The following is a 17,589-nucleotide window of genomic DNA, read 5'->3' as shown; positions in this document are numbered from 1 at the left end:
AGTCGGTCCTGCGGAAGACCTCCGAAGATCAACTGGAGCCATTGAATGGCACGCGTTTCCGGTGTTGACATCCCGCGCGACAAGCGCGTGGAGGTCGCCCTCACCTACGTGTTCGGCATCGGCCGGACCCTGGCCCAGCAGACGCTGGCCGCCACCGACATCGACCCGAACACCCGCGTCCGCGACCTCTCCGAGGAGCAGCTCGTCGCGATCCGCGAGTTCGTGGACAACAACATCAAGACCGAGGGTGACCTCCGTCGCGAGATCCAGGCCGACATCCGCCGCAAGGTCGAGATCGGCTGCTACCAGGGTCTGCGTCACCGCCGCGGTCTGCCCGTCCGCGGTCAGCGCACCAGCACCAACGCCCGCACCCGCAAGGGCCCGCGTCGCGCCATCGCCGGCAAGAAGAAGCCGGGCAAGAAGTAGTCCGCAGCGACACTCGCCGTTCAGCGGTCTTCGCTGTAGGACCGACCACCTCCCGTAGGAGTTTTCGACATGCCCCCCAAGGGACGTCAGGGCGCTGCCAAGAAGGTGCGCCGCAAGGAAAAGAAGAACGTCGCTCACGGCCACGCGCACATCAAGAGCACGTTCAACAACACCATCGTTTCGATCACCGACCCGTCGGGCAACGTGATCTCCTGGGCCTCCGCCGGCCACGTCGGCTTCAAGGGCTCCCGGAAGTCCACGCCGTTCGCCGCGCAGATGGCCGCCGAGTCGGCCGCCCGCCGCGCCCAGGAGCACGGCATGCGCAAGGTCGACGTGTTCGTCAAGGGTCCGGGCTCCGGCCGTGAGACCGCGATCCGCTCCCTGCAGGCCACCGGTCTCGAGGTCGGCTCCATCCAGGACGTCACCCCGACCCCGCACAACGGCTGCCGCCCGCCGAAGCGTCGTCGCGTCTGACGCACGGCTGCTTCGCGCAGGTCTCCGGGCGGTACGGCCCTTTCGGGTCGTGCCGCCCGTACCCTTGCAGTACCCGCGCCTTTCCGGTGCGGCCTGGTCGGGCGTCATATAGCGGGCGCCCACGACTGAAGGATCTGATCCACCCATGCTGATCGCTCAGCGTCCCTCGTTGACCGAAGAGGTCGTCGACGAGTTCCGCTCCCGGTTCGTGATCGAGCCGCTGGAGCCGGGCTTCGGTTACACCCTCGGCAACTCCCTTCGCCGTACCCTACTGTCGTCGATTCCCGGTGCCGCTGTCACCAGCATCCGGATCGACGGCGTCCTGCACGAGTTCACCACCGTGCCGGGTGTCAAGGAGGACGTCACCGACCTCATCCTCAACATCAAGCAGCTGGTCGTCTCCTCGGAGCACGACGAGCCGGTCGTGATGTACCTGCGCAAGCAGGGTCCGGGTCTGGTCACCGCCGCCGACATCGCGCCCCCGGCCGGTGTCGAGGTGCACAACCCCGACCTCGTCCTCGCCACGCTCAACGGCAAGGGCAAGCTGGAGATGGAGCTGACCGTCGAGCGCGGTCGCGGTTACGTCTCCGCCGTGCAGAACAAGCAGGTGGGCCAGGAGATCGGCCGTATCCCGGTCGACTCGATCTACTCGCCGGTGCTCAAGGTCACGTACAAGGTCGAGGCCACGCGTGTCGAGCAGCGCACCGACTTCGACAAGCTGATCGTCGACGTCGAGACCAAGCAGGCCATGCGTCCGCGTGACGCCATGGCGTCGGCGGGCAAGACGCTGGTGGAGCTGTTCGGTCTGGCCCGCGAGCTGAACATCGACGCCGAGGGCATCGACATGGGTCCGTCCCCGACGGACGCCGCGCTCGCCGCCGACCTGGCGCTGCCGATCGAGGAGCTGGAGCTCACGGTCCGCTCCTACAACTGCCTCAAGCGCGAGGGCATCCACTCCGTGGGTGAGCTGGTCGCGCGCTCCGAGGCCGACCTGCTGGACATCCGCAACTTCGGTGCGAAGTCCATCGACGAGGTCAAGGCGAAGCTGGCCGGCATGGGCCTGGCCCTGAAGGACAGCCCGCCCGGATTCGACCCGACCGCCGCCGCGGACGCGTTCGGCGCGGACGACGACGCGGACGCGGGCTTCGTCGAGACCGAGCAGTACTGAGCTCGTCGACACTGCCCCGCGCCCCTTCCGGGAGCCCCCTTCGGGGCGGCTCCCGGATCTCTGACAGACAACCGTCTGCTCAGATACTGACCCCGGTACCTGATACGGCCGGGGCAGACACCTAGGAGAAGAACCATGCCGAAGCCCGCCAAGGGTGCCCGTCTGGGCGGCAGCGCCGCGCACGAGAAGCTGCTCCTCGCGAACCTCGCGAAGGCGCTGTTCGAGCACGGCCGCATCACCACCACCGAGGCGAAGGCCCGCCGCCTGCGCCCGTACGCCGAGCGTCTGGTCACCAAGGCGAAGAAGGGCGACCTTCACAACCGCCGTCAGGTGCTCCAGGTCATCACGGACAAGAGCGTCGTGCACACGCTCTTCACCGAGATCGGCCCGCGTTACGAGAACCGCCCGGGTGGCTACACCCGTATCACCAAGATCGGCAACCGCCGTGGCGACAACGCGCCCATGGCCGTGATCGAGCTGGTCGAGGCGCTGACGGTGCAGCAGAACGCCGTGGGTGAGGCCGAGGCCGCCACCAAGCGCGCGGTCAAGGAGGCCGAGCAGGCCAAGGCCGAGGAGACCAAGGCGGACGAGGCTCCGGCCGAGGCCACCGAGGCTCCGGCCGAGCCCGCCGCGGAAGCGGCTGGTGAAAGCGCGAAGGACGCCTGAGGCACTGCCTGACGTCGGAAGCGGGTCCGCCCCTCGGGGCGGGCCCGCTTCCGCGTTTCTTCCCGAGGGATCCGCCCTGAGAGGATCTGCACGTGAGTGACGAAGTACAGCCCGGTCATGTCCGCGTCCGTCTCGACCTGTCCTACGACGGCACCGCCTTCCACGGCTGGGCCAAGCAGGCCGGCGGCAGGCGCACCGTGCAGGGAGAGATCGAGGACGCGCTGCGCACGGTCACGCGGTCCGCGGAGACGTACGAGCTGACCGTGGCCGGACGGACCGACGCCGGGGTGCACGCACGGGGCCAGGTGGCGCACGTGGACCTGCCCGAGCGCGTCTGGCGCGAGCACCACGAGAAGCTGCTCAAGCGGCTCGCGGGGCGGCTGCCCAGGGATGTGCGGGTGTGGGCGCTGCGGCCCGCGCCCAGCGGCTTCAACGCCCGGTTCTCGGCCGTCTGGCGCCGCTACGCCTACCGTGTCACCGACAACCCCGGCGGTGTCGACCCGCTGCTGCGGGGCCACGTCCTGTGGCACGACTGGCCGCTGGACGTCGACGCCATGAACGAGGCCGCGCGGCGGCTGCTCGGCGAGCACGACTTCGCCGCCTACTGCAAGAGGCGCGAGGGCGCGACCACCATCCGCACCCTCCAGGAGCTGAGCCTGGAACGCGGCGGGGACGGCGTCATCACGGCGACCGTCCGGGCCGACGCGTTCTGCCACAACATGGTGCGCTCGCTCATCGGGGCGCTGCTGTTCGTCGGCGACGGCCACCGTTTGCCGGACTGGCCCGGGAAGGTGCTGGCCGCGGGGGTGCGGGACTCCGCCGTGCACGTCGTGCGGCCGCACGGGCTGACCCTGGAGGAGGTCGGCTACCCGGCCGACGAGCTGCTGGCCGCGCGCAGCCGGGAGGCGCGCAACAAGCGGTCCCTGCCGGCGGCCGGCTGCTGCTGAGCGTCCGCCGCCGGCTCCCCCGTGCGGCCGGCGGCCGGCTGTTACTGGCCGGCCGCCGCCGACGCCTGGGTCTCGCCGCGCCGGCGGATCTGCTGGAAGGAGAACTCGGCGAGGTCGTCGCCGGCCCGGAAGGCCGCGGTGTCCTTGTTCGTCACGCTCGTGCCGTTGGCGAAGCCGGTGAGGGTGAAGTAGGCGTAGCGGCCGTAGGAGTTGGTCGTGGAGCGGCAGACGGCGCCGTTGCAGAAGGCCTTGATGCCGCCGCCGGACAGCGGCTTGATGATGCTCTTGTTGTCCGTCGCGCCCTTCGCCTTGAGCGCCTGCGCCTCGGTGTCGAAGACGGCGATGCCGACCGTGACCGCGACGCCGCCCCGGCTGTAGGTCACCCTCAGCAGGCGGGTGCAGTCGTTGTCCGTGAGGGCCTTGGCCAGCGTGCCCTGGGCGACGGCGGCGCAGTTCTTGCTGTCGTCCGTGGGCCCCTTCTTGTACACGGACTCGCCCATGGTGAGCTGGGCGCCCGGGAAGAGGGTGTCCACGCTGAGCGGGGCCGTGTCCTTCTTCGCGCTGGATATGAAGTCCTTCGGATCCAGCGGCGGCGGGGCGGTGGTCGGGGCGAAGGACGGCGCCGTGGCGGAGTCGCTCGGCAGGGCCGCGGAGCCGGCCGGCCGGCCGGCCGGGCCGCCCGACGCGTCGGTGTCCCCGTTCGCCGACACCACGGCCATGGCGACGGCGGCGCCGATCCCGACGGTGGCCAGCACGCCCCCGCCGATGAACAGCAGCCGGCGCCGTCTGCTCCGTGCCTCCGAGGCGTCGGCGAGCGCGGCCCAGTCGGGGTTCTGACCGCCGCCCCCGCTGTTCGGCGACTGCTCAGAATTCGGTTTCCAGGGATCCCACTGGGACTGCGAGCCCCCCTGCCCATAACTCATGGGGCGCATCTTAGACGGGGTCCGAGGGCGTTCCGCGCCGCCCGCGGCCGCCCTCCTGGGGCCTTAGGTGCACGCCGGTACAAAGCGGCGCGCCGACAGCCGATACCAGCCGTGGAGCGGCCGGGATCGCGGGCCTGGACGGAGGGGCGGGAACCGCCGGGACCCGCGGTCGTACACCCGTTTTGACCCGGCCAGGCCGCCACGGGTATCCTGCATCTTCGTTGTGTATTGGCTTGCTCATTCTCACGGGACGGGCCCTTACACCGGTCCACCGGGCCGATGACCAGCGACCAGCACGCGGTTTGCGTCACCGCTGTGCGGTCAGGGCTGTCGTGATCGTCTTTGGTGACCTTGTCAGGACCACTCACTGAAGAAGCGAAGGCTACGAACCGTGCGTACGTACAGCCCCAAGCCCGGCGACATCACGCGCCAGTGGCACGTCATTGACGCCCAGGACGTCGTCCTGGGCCGCCTGGCGTCCACTGCCGCCACCCTTCTGCGGGGCAAGCACAAGCCGATCTACGCGCCGCACGTCGACGCTGGTGACTTCGTCATCATCATCAACGCGGACAAGGTGCACCTCTCCGGCAACAAGCGGACCCAGAAGATGGCGTACCGCCACTCCGGCTACCCGGGTGGTCTGCGCTCCGTCCGCTACGACGAGCTGCTCGACAAGAACCCGGAGAAGGCCATCGAGAAGGCCGTCAAGGGCATGCTCCCCAAGAACTCCCTGGGCCGTCAGATGCTCTCGAAGCTGAAGGTCTACAAGGGTGACCAGCACCCGCACGGCGCCCAGCAGCCGGTGCCGTTCGAGATCACCCAGGTCGCGCAGTAAGTCCGGCCACCCCCTAAGACCGAAGAGAATCTGAGGAGAATCGTGGCCGAGACCACTGCCGAGCAGCCGCTCGAAGAGCTTGACATCGACAGCTACACCACCGAGTCCGAGGTCCCCGTCGAGGGCGAGTACACCTCGGAGTCGATGGCCTCCCACTTCGGCGAGCCGCAGCCGGCCGCCGGCCTGGGCCGTCGCAAGAACGCCATCGCCCGCGTCCGGATCGTCCCGGGCACCGGCAAGTGGAAGATCAACGGTCGCACCCTCGAGGACTACTTCCCGAACAAGGTGCACCAGCAGGAAGTCAACGAGCCCTTCAAGGTGCTCGAGCTCGAGGGCCGTTACGACGTCATCGCCCGCATCGCCGGTGGCGGCGTCTCCGGTCAGGCCGGTGCCCTCCGTCTCGGTGTCGCCCGCGCCCTGAACGAGGCCGACGTCGACAACAACCGCGGCGCGCTCAAGAAGGCGGGCTTCCTGCGTCGTGACGACCGTGCGGTCGAGCGCAAGAAGGCCGGTCTGAAGAAGGCCCGCAAGGCTCCGCAGTACAGCAAGCGCTAATCTCAACGGCGCCCCTGCACGTACTCCGAACGCCCCGGCGGCACGCCTATGTGCCTCCGGGGCGTTCGTTTATCGCAAAGCTTGGGCGTATAACGGCACAAGGTGCTCAACGGCTGGTGTGATCGGATGCCCGGAGCGTCGAATGCCATGGACCGGCCCACGGACCGGCCGCCTTCTCGAACTGACGCTTTTTCAGGAGGACAAGTGGGACGACTCTTCGGCACGGACGGCGTCCGTGGTGTCGCCAACGCGGACCTGACCGCCGAGCTCGCGCTCGGCCTCTCGGTCGCCGCGGCGCACGTACTGGCCGAGGCGGGCACCTTCGAGGGCCACCGGCCGACGGCGGTGGTCGGGCGGGATCCGCGCGCGTCCGGGGAGTTCCTGGAGGCGGCCGTGGTCGCGGGTCTGGCGAGCGCGGGCGTGGACGTCCTGCGGGTCGGCGTGCTGCCGACGCCGGCGGTGGCGTACCTGACCGGGGTCCTCGGCGCCGACCTCGGCGTGATGCTGTCGGCCAGCCACAACGCCATGCCGGACAACGGCGTCAAGTTCTTCGCCCGGGGCGGTCACAAGCTCGCCGACGAGCTGGAGGACCGGATCGAGTCCGTCTACGAGGAGCACCGCACCGGCGCGCCCTGGCACCGCCCGACGGGTGCGGGCGTGGGCCGGGTCCGCGACTACGACGAGGGCTTCGACCGGTACGTCGCCCACCTCGTCGGCGCCCTGCCGAACCGGCTCGACGGCCTGAGGATCGTGCTCGACGAGGCGCACGGCGCCGCGGCCGGCGTCTCCCCGGAGGCCTTCCGGCGCGCCGGGGCCGAGGTCGTCACCATCGGCGCCGACCCGGACGGCCTGAACATCAACGACGGCTGCGGCTCGACCCACCTCGGTCCGCTGAAGGCCGCCGTCACCGAGCACGGCGCCGACCTCGGCATCGCGCACGACGGCGACGCCGACCGCTGCCTGGCCGTGGACCACACCGGCGAGGAGGTCGACGGCGACCAGATCCTGTCCGTGCTCGCGCTGGCGATGCGGGAGCGTTCCGCACTGCCCTCCGACACCGTCGTCGCGACCGTGATGTCGAACCTGGGCTTCAAGCTGGCCATGGAGCGCGAGGGCATCCAGCTCGTGCAGACCGCCGTCGGCGACCGCTACGTCCTGGAGGAGATGAAGGACAAGGGCTACGCCCTCGGCGGCGAGCAGTCCGGCCACGTCATCATCCTGGACCACGCCACCACCGGCGACGGCACGCTGACCGGCCTGATGCTGGCCGCCCGGATCGCCGGGAGCGGCCGTACGCTGCGGGACCTGGCCTCCGTGATGGAGCGCCTGCCGCAGGTCCTCGTCAACGTGCCGGACGTGGACAAGACCCGGGTGAAGACCTCCGCCGACCTCGCCGCCGCGGTCGCCGAGGCGGAGCGGGAGCTGGGCGGGACGGGCCGTGTGCTGCTGCGTCCGTCGGGCACCGAGCCGCTGGTCCGTGTGATGGTCGAGGCCGCGGACATCGAGCAGGCCCGCTCGGTGGCGGGCCGCCTCGCCGATTCGGTGAAGTCGGCGCTCGGCTGACAGGTTCTACGGCAGAACCCGGCCGGCCCTGGACGCGCGCTCGCGCTGCCTCGCCCAGAACCACTTCTGGGCGAGCAGGGTGAGCGTGCCGGCCAGGACGATGCCGAACATGTTCAGCAGGAGCTGGACCGTCGAGCCCGCGGTCTGGGCGGTGTCGCCGTAGGCGAGCGCGACCGCCGCGTTGGCGGCGGCCGGGACGGTGGTCACGGAGATGGCCACGCCGATCAGGGCGCCGGACTTGGCGGACGTCAGCGAGAGCGTGCCGGCGGCTCCGGCGAGGACCGCCACGACGAAGGAGAACGCGTCGGGGGCGTAGACGAAGGCGGTGTTGGGCCGGGCGCCCTCCAGCTTCGCCTTGCTGAACAGTCCGACGGCGTCCATGAAGAGCGCGAAGCCCGCGGTGACCGCCATCGCCAGCGCGAAGCCGGCCAGCAGGGCGATGAGTGAGCGCAGGGCCAGTCGCGGCGCCCGTTGCACCAGGGCCGTGCCGATGCCCGCCAGCGGCCCGAACTCCGGTCCCACGGCCATCGCGCCCACGATCAGGACGGCGTTGTCGAGCACCACACCACAGGCGGCGATCATGGTGGCCAGCGTGATGAACGCGAGGTAGGTGACCGACAGGGTCGACTCCTCGTGCGTGGCCTCCGTCAGCTCCTGCCACAGCACGGCGTCCGCGCCCTCGCCCGGTGCCGCCTTCTCCGCCCGCTCGGCCTGCGCGGAGAGCGTCAGTTCGGGACTGTCGACGGAGACGGAGCCGTTCCGGTCGATACCCAGTTCCCGCAGTCCGTCGAGGAGTTCGTCGCCGGCCTCGCGCACGACGTCGCACAGGACCACGTCACCGGCCGGGTCGCGGGCGGCGGAGGGCAGCACGACGAGGTGTGCGGTGCCGACGGTCGTCTGGATCAGACGCACCACGGCGTCGGTCTGTCCGGGCGGTGTGATCAGGCGCAGATGCAGCATGGCGGCAGCGTAGACGTCAGAGTTTGCGCAGGCTCAGCCGCTGCACCTTGTGGTCGGGGCCCTTGCGCAGCACGAGCGTGGCACGGCCCCGGGTGGGCGCGATGTTCTCCACCAGGTTCGGCTTGTTGATCGTCCGCCACATCGTGCGGGCGTAGTCGAGGGCCTCCGACTCGGACACCTGGGTGTACTTGCGGAAGTACGAGGACGGGTCCTGGAAGGCCGTCATGCGCAGCTTGCCGAACCGGTCCAGGTACCACCGCTCGATGTCCTCGGTACGCGCGTCGACGTACACGCTGAAGTCGAAGTAGTCGGCGAGTCCGACCCTGGTGCGGCCGTCCGTGCCGGGCAGCGCGGGCTGGAGCACGTTCAGGCCCTCGACGATGAGGATGTCGGGGCGCCGCACGGTCAGCTTCCCGCCGGGGACGATGTCGTAGATGAGGTGGGAGTAGACGGGCGCGGTCACCTCGTCCTTGCCGGCCTTGATGTCGGCGACGAACCGGGTCAGGGCCCGCCGGTCGTACGACTCCGGGAAGCCCTTGCGGGACATCAGCCCCCGCGCCTCCAACTCCCGTGTGGGCAGCAGGAATCCGTCGGTGGTGACCAGCTCGACCCGCGGGTGCTCGGGCCAGCGGGACAGCAGGGCCTGGAGCAGCCGGGCGACGGTCGACTTGCCCACGGCGACCGAGCCGGCCACCCCGATCACGAAGGGAGTGCCGGACTGGGAACCCTGCTCGCCGAGGAACGTGTTCAGCGCGCCGCGCAGCCCGTCCGTGGCGCCGACGTAGAGGTTGAGCAGCCGGGACAGCGGCAGGTAGATGTCCCGCACCTCGTCGAGGTCGATCACGTCGCCGAGACCGCGCAGTCGCTCGACCTCCGCGGCGGAGAGCGGCAACGGCGTCTTGTCACGCAACGCGCTCCACTCGGCGCGGGTGAGGTCGACGTAGGGAGTCGCCTCCGGCCGGGACCGGTGGGCGCTCCGGGGAATCGAGGAGACCGGAGAGATCACATTCCATTGTTAACGGAGTTTGAACGGCGCGCAGGGTGGGCTGTGTCACGTCGGCGGGGGAGCGGAGGTCACGCGGGCGTCACGTTCGGGTACCGGGCCGTTTATTCAAGATCATCTCTGGGTCGCGGCACATAGAGTGCGGTGACCGGCCGGCGGAGACCGTCCGCCGGTCCGAAGAGAAAGGGTGACCTTCCGTGAGTTCCCCCGTGGTCCGCCGTACCGCGCTCGCCGCGTCCACCGCCGCCCTGGTCCTGCTCGCCACCGCCTGCGGCGGTTCCTCCGACAGCAAGGACGCGAAGGCCGGCGACGGCGGGACCACGCAGGCCGACAAGACCGCCTCCGCCGCCGCCCCGGCCAAGGCGCTCGGCGCCGCCGAGCTGGAGAAGGCCGCGCTCACCCAGGCGGACGTCAAGAGCGGCAAGGTCACCACCAAGGTGCCGGCGAGGGACGACGTCGCCCACGACAAGGTGAAGACCGCCGACGCCGCTTGCACGCCGCTGGCGCTCCTCCAGGCGGGCAGCTGGGTGGGCACGCCCGCCGCCACCGTGAAGCGGTCGTGGCTGGCCGACGCGAAGAAGCCCGCGGCGGGCGCCGACCCCAAGGTCGCCCTGCTGGCCGGACTCGACCGCGAGAAGGTCATCGTGACGCTCGCCTCCTACGACGACGGCGGCGCCGAGCAGGCGCTGAAGGACCTTCGGACGGCCGCCGACAAGTGCGCCGGCGGGTACTCCTACACCGCTGACGGCACGAAGACCGGGATCGCCTCGGTGGCCGTGACCCAGGCGCCCGAGGGCGCCGACGAGGCCTTCGCGGTGACGCAGACGATGAACGCCGACGACGTCAAGGCGCCGGTGAAGGCCGTCGTCGTCCGCAAGGGCGCCACCGTGGCCTACCTCCCCGCCATCAATCTCGCGGCGGCCGTCTCGGGCAAGGACTTCGACTTCCCCACGGCGCTCGTCGACGCGCAGCTCGCCAAGCTGAAGTGATCCCAGGACCCACCGGGGCTCCGCCCGCCCCGGTGGGAATTTCCGATTTCGGGCACGAAGTAGCCACTTTCGGCGGGTGCGGGCCCGTAGGCTGCCGCCCATGTGCGGAATCGTGGGATACGTGGGGTCGCAGTCGGCACTCGAAGTGGTGATGGCCGGTCTGAAGCGGCTGGAGTACCGGGGTTACGACTCGGCCGGTGTCGCGGTGCTCGCGGACGGCGGGCTGGCGGCGGCGAAGCGGGCCGGGAAGCTGGTCAACCTGGAGAAGGAACTCGCGGACCGGCCGCTGCCGACCGGTTCCACGGGCATCGGGCACACCCGGTGGGCCACCCACGGCGGTCCCACCGACGGCAACGCCCATCCGCACCTGGACAATTCGGGGCGGGTCGCCGTCGTCCACAACGGCATCATCGAGAACTTCGCCGCGCTGCGGGCCGAGTTGACCGAGCGCGGGCACGAGCTGTACTCCGAGACCGACACCGAGGTCGTGGCGCACCTGCTCGCCGAGGAGTTCTCGGTGAGCGCCGATCTCGCGGAGGCCATGCGGCTGGTGTGCCGCCGCCTTGAGGGCGCGTTCACGCTGGTCGCCGTGCACTCCGACGAGCCGGACGTGGTCGTGGGCGCCCGCCGCAACTCCCCCCTGGTCGTGGGCGTCGGGGAGGGCGAGGCCTTCCTCGCCTCCGACGTCGCCGCGTTCATCGCCCACACCCGCTCCGCGATCGAGCTGGGCCAGGACCAGGTGGTGGAGCTGCGCCGGGACGGGGTGACGGTCACCGGGTTCGACGGCCGGCCCGCCGACGTCCGCTCCTACGAGGTCGACTGGGACGCGGCGGCCGCGGAGAAGGGCGGCTACGACTACTTCATGCTCAAGGAGATCGCCGAGCAGCCCAAGGCGGTCGCCGACACGCTGCTCGGCCGTATCGACGCGGGCGGATCCCTGACGCTGGACGAGGTCCGCATCTCCGCCGCCGAGCTGCGCGAGATGGACAAGGTCGTCATCATCGCCTGCGGTACGGCCTTCCACGCGGGCATGATCGCCAAGTACGCCATCGAGCACTGGACGCGGATCCCCTGCGAGGTGGAACTCGCCAGCGAGTTCCGCTACCGGGACCCGATCCTGGACGCCCAGACCCTCGTCATCGCCATCTCCCAGTCCGGCGAGACCATGGACACGCTGATGGCCCTTCGGCACGCCCGGGAGCAGGGCGCCAAGGTGCTGGCCATCTGCAACACCAACGGCTCCACCATCCCGCGCGAGTCGGACGCGGTCCTGTACACCCACGCGGGCCCGGAGGTCGCGGTCGCCTCGACGAAGGCGTTCCTGACCCAGCTCGTGGCCTGCTACCTGGTGGCGCTGTACCTGGGTCAGGTCCGCGGCACCAAGTGGGGCGACGAGATCCAGGTGGTGATCCGCGACCTGTCGCAGATCGGCGGCGCGGTCGAGCGGGTCCTGGAGACGATGGAGCCGGTACGGGCGCTGGCGCGCTCGCTGGCCGACAAGAACACGGTGCTGTTCCTCGGCCGGCACGTGGGCTATCCGGTTGCCCTCGAAGGCGCCCTGAAGCTCAAGGAGCTGGCGTACATGCACGCCGAGGGCTTCGCGGCGGGCGAGCTGAAGCACGGGCCGATCGCGCTGATCGACGAGGACCTGCCGGTGGTCGTGGTGGTGCCGTCCCCGCGGGGCCGGTCCCTCCTCCACGACAAGATCGTCTCCAACATCCAGGAGATCCGCGCGAGGGGTGCCCGCACGATCGTGATCGCGGAGGAGGGCGACGAGGCGGTCGCCCCGTACGCCGACCACCTGATCCGCATCCCGGCCACCCCGACCCTGCTCCAGCCGCTGGTCGCCACGGTCCCGCTCCAGGTCTTCGCCTGCGAACTCGCCACGGCGCGGGGCAACGAGGTGGATCAGCCGCGGAACCTGGCGAAGTCCGTCACGGTGGAGTGACGCTTCACGGCATCAAGGAACCCGACGAAGACCTCGACCGGAAGCGTCACGATGCCTCCGGCCGGGGTTTTCGAGTCTCGGACGGCTATGTGGGTGGGGGAGGTGGCGATCTCGACGCAGTCGTTTCCGTCTCCGGGGCCGGAGTAGGACGACTTCCGCCAGGCGGGGGTGAACATGAGATGCGTCAGCTTTCCGGGGCGCCGGTGCTCTTCAGCGCCGTGACGAAGGCGGTGAAGGCTCCGGGCAGGAAGGTGAGGGTGGCCCGCGTGGGGATCTTGGAGTCTCGTATGGCTATGCGGGTGAGGGAGTTGGCGATCTCCACACAGGAGTTGCCGTCGCCAGGACCGGAGTAGGAAGACTTCCGCCAGTTGTCGGGGATGTCCATGGGGCGCCTCACAACTCTTTCGTCAACCTGTGGATGAAGTCGCGCGACTGTTCGCAGGTGAGCGCTACGTCCTCCACTTTACGGAAGAGCGTTCGAAACGCGCCGAGTTGGGCCTCGGAGTCGATGAAGACCGTGCCGTGCGGCGCGTCGCGTACGACGGTGTCCAGCTTGGGTACGACACCTCCCGCGTGCAGCATGGCGCTCGCGGCACCGGCGAAGCCCTCCAGCGCGAAAGGGATGACGCGCACGCTGATGTGCTCAGCGTCCGAGAGTTCCAGCAGGTGGGCCAGTTGGGCCCGTGAGGCGCTGCGGTCGCTGACCATGATGCGCAGTGCCGCCTCATGGATGATCGCCTCGTAGGGGGTGCTTTCGAGGGCCGCTGCGCGTCGCATTCGATGGCGGACGCGCAACTCAAGCTCACAGTCGGGGAGTTCCGGTACCCGGTAGGAGAAGACGGCGCGGGCGTAGTCCTCTGTCTGGAGGGGGCCCGGGATGTACAGGAACTGGACCTCGCGAAGGAATGTGGCGTGGTGCTCCAGCTCGGCGAGATCGAGGAACGGGGTGGGAAGCTGCCCGCGGTACTCCTCCCACCAGCCGCGCGTTCGGTCGGTGGCCATCGCCACCAGGGCGAGGACCAATTCCTCGTCGGTGCAGGTGTAGTGGGCCGCCAGGCGGCGAAGCCGCTTCTCGCTCACGCCTGCGATGGCCGACTCGATCTGGCTGATCTGAGGAGCGCTCACCCCGAGCAGCGCAGCTGCCTGGCGTGACGTCAGGCCCGCGTTGTCGCGGAGCCTGCGCAGCTCTGCCGCCAGACGCACCTGACGTGCCGTCGGGTTGTGCCTCAGCGCCACCGTACGCTCCTCTCAGCACGCATGCCCCATGCGACTCGTTCGGGGTCAGACTACGGGATCGGCTCGCGAGACTTAAACAATTAGCCCTACCTTCGGTCACGCAGCGAACACGCTGCGGAGTCGTCCGCGACCTCTCGCTGCCCGAACGGAGTTGAGCCATGCCCGAAGACGTGTCGGAACCCTGGGAGTACTGCCTCTCCATCCCCAACGACCTCCGTGCCGTAACCGTCAGCCGACGTACCCTCCGGCTGATTCTCACCATGCACGGGCTGATCCGGCTCGTCGACGTGGCCGAGTTGCTCGCGACCGAGTTGGTGTCCAACGCCGTGCGGCACACGAAGGGGCCCGCCGCGCTCCGGCTGCGGTGGGCCGCGGGGGTGCTGCGGATCGGGGTGTGGGACGCCGACCCCGCACCCCCCGAGCCGCCCGTGCCCCTGGAACGCGTGGGCGAGGGGGAGGAAGGACGCGGCCTCGCACTCGTGCGGGCCCGCTCCGACCTGTGGGGCTGGCAGCCCCTGGCCAGAGAGGGCAGCCGCGGCAAGATCGTCTGGTGCGAACTGGCCGCCGCCTGACCCGGGACCGCGCGCCGTAGGGTGCTCCGCATGAGCATCATCGGGGTCGGTATCGACGTGGCCGAGATCGATCGGTTCGCGGCGTCGCTGGAGCGGACGCCCGGGCTGGCGGCGCGGCTGTTCGTTCAGAGCGAGCTGCTGTTGCCCAGCGGGGGGCGCCGGGGAATGGCGTCGCTGGCCGCGCGGTTCGCCGCCAAGGAGGCGCTCGCCAAGGCGCTCGGCGCGCCGGCCGGACTGCTGTGGACCGACGCGGAGGTGTACGTCGAGGACTCCGGCCGGCCGCGGCTGCGGGTGACCGGCACGGTTGCCGCCAAGGCCGCGGAACTGGGCGTCCGCTCCTGGCACGTGTCCCTGAGCCACGACGCCGGCGTGGCCTCGGCCGTGGTGATCGCGGAGGGCTGACACCCACGCGCCACCGCCCCCGTCATCGGTCCGCGTGCGGGACCGTAGGCATCCGGGGCAGACTCGACCGCATGCGTACCGCGTACAGCGTTGAGACGGTCAGGACAGCCGAGCGCGCGCTCATGGCGAGGCTCCCCGACGGCGCCCTCATGCAGCGCGCCGCCGCCGGACTCGCCGCCGCCGGCGCCGACTTGCTCGGGCGGGTGTACGGACGCCGGGTGGTGCTGCTGGTCGGCAGCGGCGACAACGGCGGCGACGCGCTGTACGCCGGGGCCCGCCTCGCCCGGCGCGGCGCCGGGGTCACCGCCGTGCTGCTCGCGCCCGACCGCACTCACGCCGGCGGCCTCGCCGCGCTGCGCCGGGCGGGCGGGAGCGTGGCCGCGGACGGTGCCGCCGAGGAGTCGATCGACCGGGCCGACCTCGTCGTCGACGGCATCGTCGGCATCGGCGGCAAGGGCGGCCTGCGGGCCGACGCCGCGCCGCTGGCCGAGCGCGCGGCACGCTCCGGCGCGGCCGTCGTCGCCGTGGACCTGCCGAGCGGGGTGGAGGCGGACTCGGGGCAGGTGCTGGGCGACGCCGTGCGCGCCGACCTGACCGTCACCTTCGGCACGCACAAGCCGGGGCTGCTCGTCGACCCGGCCCGCGAGTACGCCGGCACGGTCCGCCTCGTCGACATCGGCCTGGACGCCGAGCTGCCCGCCGAACCCGAACTGGAGGCGCTCCAGCACGCCGACCTGGCCGCGCTGCTGCCGCGACCGGCCGCCGAGAGCGACAAGTACCGCCGCGGTGTCGTCGGCGTCGCGGCGGGCTCGGCCCGCTACCCCGGCGCGGCCGTGCTCGCCGTGTCGGGCGCGCTGCGCGGCGGGGCGGGCGCGGTGCGGTACGTCGGCCCGGCCGGGCAGGCCGTCATCGCCCGCTTCCCCGAGACGCTGGTGTCCGACCAGGGCCCGCACAGGGCCGGCCGCGTGCAGGCGTGGGTGGTGGGCCCGGGCGCCGGGGACGACGCGGCCACCGTCGCCGAGGTGCTGGAGACCGACGTACCCGTACTGATCGACGCGGACGGGCTGCGCCTCGCCGACCGCGACGCCGTACGCGCCCGTACCGCACCGACCCTGATGACCCCGCACGCCGGGGAGGCCGCGGCCCTGCTCGGGGTGGCCCGCGAGCAGGTCGAGGGCGCGCGGCTGGCCTCCGTGCGCGAACTCGCCGCCGCCTACCGGGCGACGGTCCTCCTCAAGGGCTCCACCACCCTCGTCGCAGGACCGGACGGCGGCCCCGTACGGGTCAACCCGACCGGCACGTCCTGGCTCGCCACCGCCGGCAGCGGTGACGTGCTGTCAGGCCTCGCCGGTTCGCTGCTCGCCGCCGGTCTCTCCGCCCTCGACGCGGGCAGCGCGGCTGCCTATCTGCACGGACTGGCCGGCCGGCTCGCCGCGCACGGCGCGCCGATCGGCGCCCACGACATCGCGGAGACCATCCCGCGGGCCTGGCGGGACGTGCGCGCCTGAGCCGCCGAGGGCAACGCGGCGGCGCGACCGGGACCGCCACCGACCCGCTTCTCGAATGGCCGTCCGGTGCCTCTGAGACACTGGGGGCGCGATGAACGACACAGCACACCCACGAACGGCGCCGCTGCGTGCCCGTGCCGAAATCGATCTGGCCGCCGTACGGGCCAACGTGCGGGCCCTGCGCGGCCGCGTGTCCGGCGCCGCCGTCATGGCCGTGGTCAAGTCCGACGCCTACGGCCACGGCGCGGTCCCGTGCGCCCGCGCGGCCGTCGAAGCCGGCGCGACCTGGCTGGGCACCGCCACACCCGAGGAGGCGTTCGCCCTGCGCGCGGCCGGTCTCGCACCCGAGCGGGTGCGGATCATGTGCTGGCTGTGGACGCCGGGCGGGCCCTGGCGCGAGGCGATCGAGGCCGACCTCGACATGTCCGTGAGCGACCTGTGGGCGCTGGCGGAGGTCCGCGAAGCCGCCCGGCAGGCCGGCCGTCCCGCGCGCGTGCAGCTCAAGGCCGACACCGGACTCGGCCGCAACGGCTGCCAGCCCGCCGACTGGCCCCGACTCGTCACCGAGGCCCTGCGCGCCGAGGCCGAAGGGCTGATCCGGGTCACCGGACTGTGGTCCCACTTCGCGTGCGCCGACGAGCCGGGCCACCCCTCCATCGCCGCGCAGCTCGGCCTCTTCCGCGAGATGACCGCCCACGCCGAACAGCGCGGTCTGCACCCCGAGGTGCGGCACATCGCCAACTCGCCCGCCGCGCTCACCCTCCCCGAGACCCACTTCGACCTCGTCCGCGCCGGAATCGCCGTCTACGGCGTCTCGCCCAGCGCCGAACTCGGCACCCCGGCCGACTTCGGACTGCGCCCCGCCATGACCCTGTCCGCCTCGCTCGCCCTGGTGAAGCACGTGCCGGGCGGCCACGGCATCAGCTACGGGCACCACTACCTCACCCCCGGCGAGACCACCCTCGGCCTGGTGCCCGTCGGCTACGCGGACGGCATCCCGCGCCATGCGTCCGGCACCGGGCCGGTCCTGGTCGGCGGCAAGTGGCGTACGGTCGCCGGACGGGTCGCCATGGACCAGTTCGTGGTCGACCTCGGCGGCGACGAGCCGGAGACCGGCTCCGAGGCCGTGCTCTTCGGCCCCGGCGACCGCGGCGAGCCCACCGCCGAGGACTGGGCGCAGGCCGCCGGAACCATCGCGTACGAGATCGTCACGCGCATCGGATCGCGCGTCCCGCGCGTCTACGTCAACGAGGAGCCGGACGGGGCAGAGGGCGGGGAGCGGGCCGCGCAGGACGGGTGACCCGCGCGGACACCCGGCCGCGGCACGGCACCGCGCACGGGACGGCGGCACCCTCCGCACCCACCGGGACCGGTGCCGGCCACGGAAGCGAACAGCAGTACGGCAAAAAGAGGA

20 protein-coding genes are annotated in these 17,589 nt (G+C 71.2%); 14 read left to right on the top strand and 6 right to left on the bottom strand.

Features of this window, described 5'->3' with window-relative positions; genetic code table 11:
• Positions 1-45 precede the first annotated feature (45 nt).
• From rpsM to truA, 5 genes are all read left to right on the top strand, one after another.
• Positions 46-426, top strand: coding sequence for a 30S ribosomal protein S13 (gene rpsM, locus ACIP4X_RS09575; RefSeq protein WP_358733887.1), 381 nt, complete (start codon positions 46-48; stop codon positions 424-426).
• 69 nt (positions 427-495) lie between these two features.
• Positions 496-900: a 30S ribosomal protein S11 gene (rpsK, locus tag ACIP4X_RS09570; RefSeq protein ID WP_003956432.1), complete on the top strand. Its 405-nt coding sequence runs from the start codon at positions 496-498 to the stop codon at positions 898-900.
• Between the two features lie 145 nt (positions 901-1,045).
• On the top strand, positions 1,046-2,068 hold the full coding sequence (locus tag ACIP4X_RS09565; protein WP_003966937.1) for a DNA-directed RNA polymerase subunit alpha: 1,023 nt from the start codon (positions 1,046-1,048) through the stop codon (positions 2,066-2,068).
• A 135-nt stretch (positions 2,069-2,203) separates the two neighbouring features.
• Positions 2,204-2,734, top strand: a complete 531-nt coding sequence (gene rplQ, locus ACIP4X_RS09560) for a 50S ribosomal protein L17 (RefSeq protein ID WP_391456025.1) — start codon at positions 2,204-2,206, stop codon at positions 2,732-2,734.
• Between the two features lie 92 nt (positions 2,735-2,826).
• Positions 2,827-3,681 carry a tRNA pseudouridine(38-40) synthase TruA gene (gene truA / locus ACIP4X_RS09555; protein ID WP_358733891.1) on the top strand — a complete coding sequence of 285 codons (855 nt, stop codon included), beginning with the start codon at positions 2,827-2,829 and terminating at the stop codon, positions 3,679-3,681.
• A 41-nt stretch (positions 3,682-3,722) separates the two neighbouring features.
• On the opposite strand, the gene ACIP4X_RS09550 is transcribed toward truA, so the two are convergent.
• On the bottom strand, positions 3,723-4,604 hold the full coding sequence (locus ACIP4X_RS09550; protein WP_391456026.1) for a hypothetical protein: 882 nt from the start codon (positions 4,602-4,604) through the stop codon (positions 3,723-3,725).
• A 391-nt stretch (positions 4,605-4,995) separates the two neighbouring features.
• Between ACIP4X_RS09550 and rplM the strand changes: the two genes are divergently transcribed.
• The 3 genes from rplM (at position 4,996) to glmM (ending at position 7,557) form a co-directional block, all read left to right on the top strand.
• A complete protein-coding gene (gene rplM / locus ACIP4X_RS09545; RefSeq protein WP_030173943.1) occupies positions 4,996-5,439 on the top strand; it encodes a 50S ribosomal protein L13 in 444 nt (147 codons plus the stop codon).
• 42 nt (positions 5,440-5,481) lie between these two features.
• A complete protein-coding gene (rpsI, locus tag ACIP4X_RS09540) occupies positions 5,482-5,994 on the top strand; it encodes a 30S ribosomal protein S9 (RefSeq protein WP_358733894.1) in 513 nt (170 codons plus the stop codon).
• Between the two features lie 204 nt (positions 5,995-6,198).
• Positions 6,199-7,557, top strand: coding sequence for a phosphoglucosamine mutase (gene glmM, locus ACIP4X_RS09535; RefSeq protein ID WP_358733896.1), 1,359 nt, complete (start codon positions 6,199-6,201; stop codon positions 7,555-7,557).
• A gap of 6 nt (positions 7,558-7,563) precedes the next feature.
• Here glmM and ACIP4X_RS09530 read toward each other — a convergent pair whose 3' ends face one another.
• On the bottom strand, positions 7,564-8,517 hold the full coding sequence (locus ACIP4X_RS09530; protein ID WP_358733898.1) for a DUF389 domain-containing protein: 954 nt from the start codon (positions 8,515-8,517) through the stop codon (positions 7,564-7,566).
• Positions 8,518-8,533: 16 nt separating this feature from the next.
• Positions 8,534-9,523: a type I pantothenate kinase gene (gene coaA / locus ACIP4X_RS09525; protein WP_358733900.1), complete on the bottom strand. Its 990-nt coding sequence runs from the start codon at positions 9,521-9,523 to the stop codon at positions 8,534-8,536.
• 194 nt (positions 9,524-9,717) lie between these two features.
• On the opposite strand from coaA, the gene ACIP4X_RS09520 reads away from it, so the two are divergent.
• On the top strand, positions 9,718-10,509 hold the full coding sequence (locus ACIP4X_RS09520) for a hypothetical protein (protein WP_358733902.1): 792 nt from the start codon (positions 9,718-9,720) through the stop codon (positions 10,507-10,509).
• Between the two features lie 100 nt (positions 10,510-10,609).
• Positions 10,610-12,457 carry a glutamine--fructose-6-phosphate transaminase (isomerizing) gene (glmS, locus tag ACIP4X_RS09515; protein ID WP_358733904.1) on the top strand — a complete coding sequence of 616 codons (1,848 nt, stop codon included), beginning with the start codon at positions 10,610-10,612 and terminating at the stop codon, positions 12,455-12,457.
• On the opposite strand, the gene ACIP4X_RS09510 is transcribed toward glmS, so the two are convergent.
• The 3 genes from ACIP4X_RS09510 to ACIP4X_RS09500 are packed head-to-tail and all read right to left on the bottom strand — an operon-like array spanning position 12,418 to position 13,693.
• Positions 12,418-12,633 carry a DUF397 domain-containing protein gene (locus ACIP4X_RS09510; RefSeq protein ID WP_358733906.1) on the bottom strand — a complete coding sequence of 72 codons (216 nt, stop codon included), beginning with the start codon at positions 12,631-12,633 and terminating at the stop codon, positions 12,418-12,420. The two genes, glmS and ACIP4X_RS09510, sit on opposite strands and share 40 nt — an antisense overlap.
• An 8-nt stretch (positions 12,634-12,641) precedes the next feature.
• Positions 12,642-12,842 carry a DUF397 domain-containing protein gene (locus tag ACIP4X_RS09505; protein ID WP_358733908.1) on the bottom strand — a complete coding sequence of 67 codons (201 nt, stop codon included), beginning with the start codon at positions 12,840-12,842 and terminating at the stop codon, positions 12,642-12,644.
• Between the two features lie 8 nt (positions 12,843-12,850).
• Complete coding sequence (locus tag ACIP4X_RS09500; protein WP_401347580.1) at positions 12,851-13,693, bottom strand: helix-turn-helix domain-containing protein; 843 nt, start codon at positions 13,691-13,693, stop codon at positions 12,851-12,853.
• Between the two features lie 158 nt (positions 13,694-13,851).
• Here ACIP4X_RS09500 and ACIP4X_RS09495 point away from each other — a divergent pair, with 158 nt between their 5' ends.
• The 4 genes from ACIP4X_RS09495 to alr all read left to right on the top strand — a co-directional run bounded on the left by ACIP4X_RS09495 (position 13,852) and on the right by alr (position 17,475).
• Positions 13,852-14,265, top strand: coding sequence for an ATP-binding protein (locus ACIP4X_RS09495; protein WP_401347578.1), 414 nt, complete (start codon positions 13,852-13,854; stop codon positions 14,263-14,265).
• Positions 14,266-14,295: 30 nt separating this feature from the next.
• Positions 14,296-14,667: a holo-ACP synthase gene (locus ACIP4X_RS09490; RefSeq protein WP_358733913.1), complete on the top strand. Its 372-nt coding sequence runs from the start codon at positions 14,296-14,298 to the stop codon at positions 14,665-14,667.
• 71 nt (positions 14,668-14,738) lie between these two features.
• Positions 14,739-16,175: an NAD(P)H-hydrate dehydratase gene (locus tag ACIP4X_RS09485; protein ID WP_358733915.1), complete on the top strand. Its 1,437-nt coding sequence runs from the start codon at positions 14,739-14,741 to the stop codon at positions 16,173-16,175.
• 91 nt (positions 16,176-16,266) lie between these two features.
• Complete coding sequence (gene alr / locus ACIP4X_RS09480) at positions 16,267-17,475, top strand: alanine racemase (RefSeq protein WP_358733917.1); 1,209 nt, start codon at positions 16,267-16,269, stop codon at positions 17,473-17,475.
• The last annotated feature ends 114 nt before the right edge of the window (positions 17,476-17,589 follow it).

The sequence above is a fragment of the Streptomyces sp. NPDC088817 genome (assembly GCF_044750345.1).
In the GTDB taxonomy this organism is placed as follows: Bacteria; Actinomycetota; Actinomycetes; order Streptomycetales; family Streptomycetaceae; genus Streptomyces.
This window is presented reverse-complemented; position numbering and strand designations above follow the sequence as displayed.

Bases quoted from the DNA above. Each gene is read 5' to 3' on its own strand.
- rpsM (WP_358733887.1), top strand. From the start codon at position 46: ATGGCACGCGTTTCCGGTGTTGACATCCCGCGCGACAAGCGCGTGGAG.
- rpsK (WP_003956432.1), top strand. From the start codon at position 496: ATGCCCCCCAAGGGACGTCAGGGCGCTGCCAAGAAGGTGCGCCGCAAG.
- ACIP4X_RS09565 (WP_003966937.1), top strand. From the start codon at position 1,046: ATGCTGATCGCTCAGCGTCCCTCGTTGACCGAAGAGGTCGTCGACGAG.
- rplQ (WP_391456025.1), top strand. From the start codon at position 2,204: ATGCCGAAGCCCGCCAAGGGTGCCCGTCTGGGCGGCAGCGCCGCGCAC.
- ACIP4X_RS09550 (WP_391456026.1), bottom strand. From the start codon at position 4,604: ATGAGTTATGGGCAGGGGGGCTCGCAGTCCCAGTGGGATCCCTGGAAA.
- ACIP4X_RS09530 (WP_358733898.1), bottom strand. From the start codon at position 8,517: ATGCTGCATCTGCGCCTGATCACACCGCCCGGACAGACCGACGCCGTG.
- glmS (WP_358733904.1), top strand. From the start codon at position 10,610: ATGTGCGGAATCGTGGGATACGTGGGGTCGCAGTCGGCACTCGAAGTG.
- ACIP4X_RS09510 (WP_358733906.1), bottom strand. From the start codon at position 12,633: ATGTTCACCCCCGCCTGGCGGAAGTCGTCCTACTCCGGCCCCGGAGAC.
- ACIP4X_RS09505 (WP_358733908.1), bottom strand. From the start codon at position 12,842: ATGGACATCCCCGACAACTGGCGGAAGTCTTCCTACTCCGGTCCTGGC.
- ACIP4X_RS09495 (WP_401347578.1), top strand. From the start codon at position 13,852: ATGCCCGAAGACGTGTCGGAACCCTGGGAGTACTGCCTCTCCATCCCC.
- ACIP4X_RS09490 (WP_358733913.1), top strand. From the start codon at position 14,296: ATGAGCATCATCGGGGTCGGTATCGACGTGGCCGAGATCGATCGGTTC.
- ACIP4X_RS09485 (WP_358733915.1), top strand. From the start codon at position 14,739: ATGCGTACCGCGTACAGCGTTGAGACGGTCAGGACAGCCGAGCGCGCG.
- alr (WP_358733917.1), top strand. From the start codon at position 16,267: ATGAACGACACAGCACACCCACGAACGGCGCCGCTGCGTGCCCGTGCC.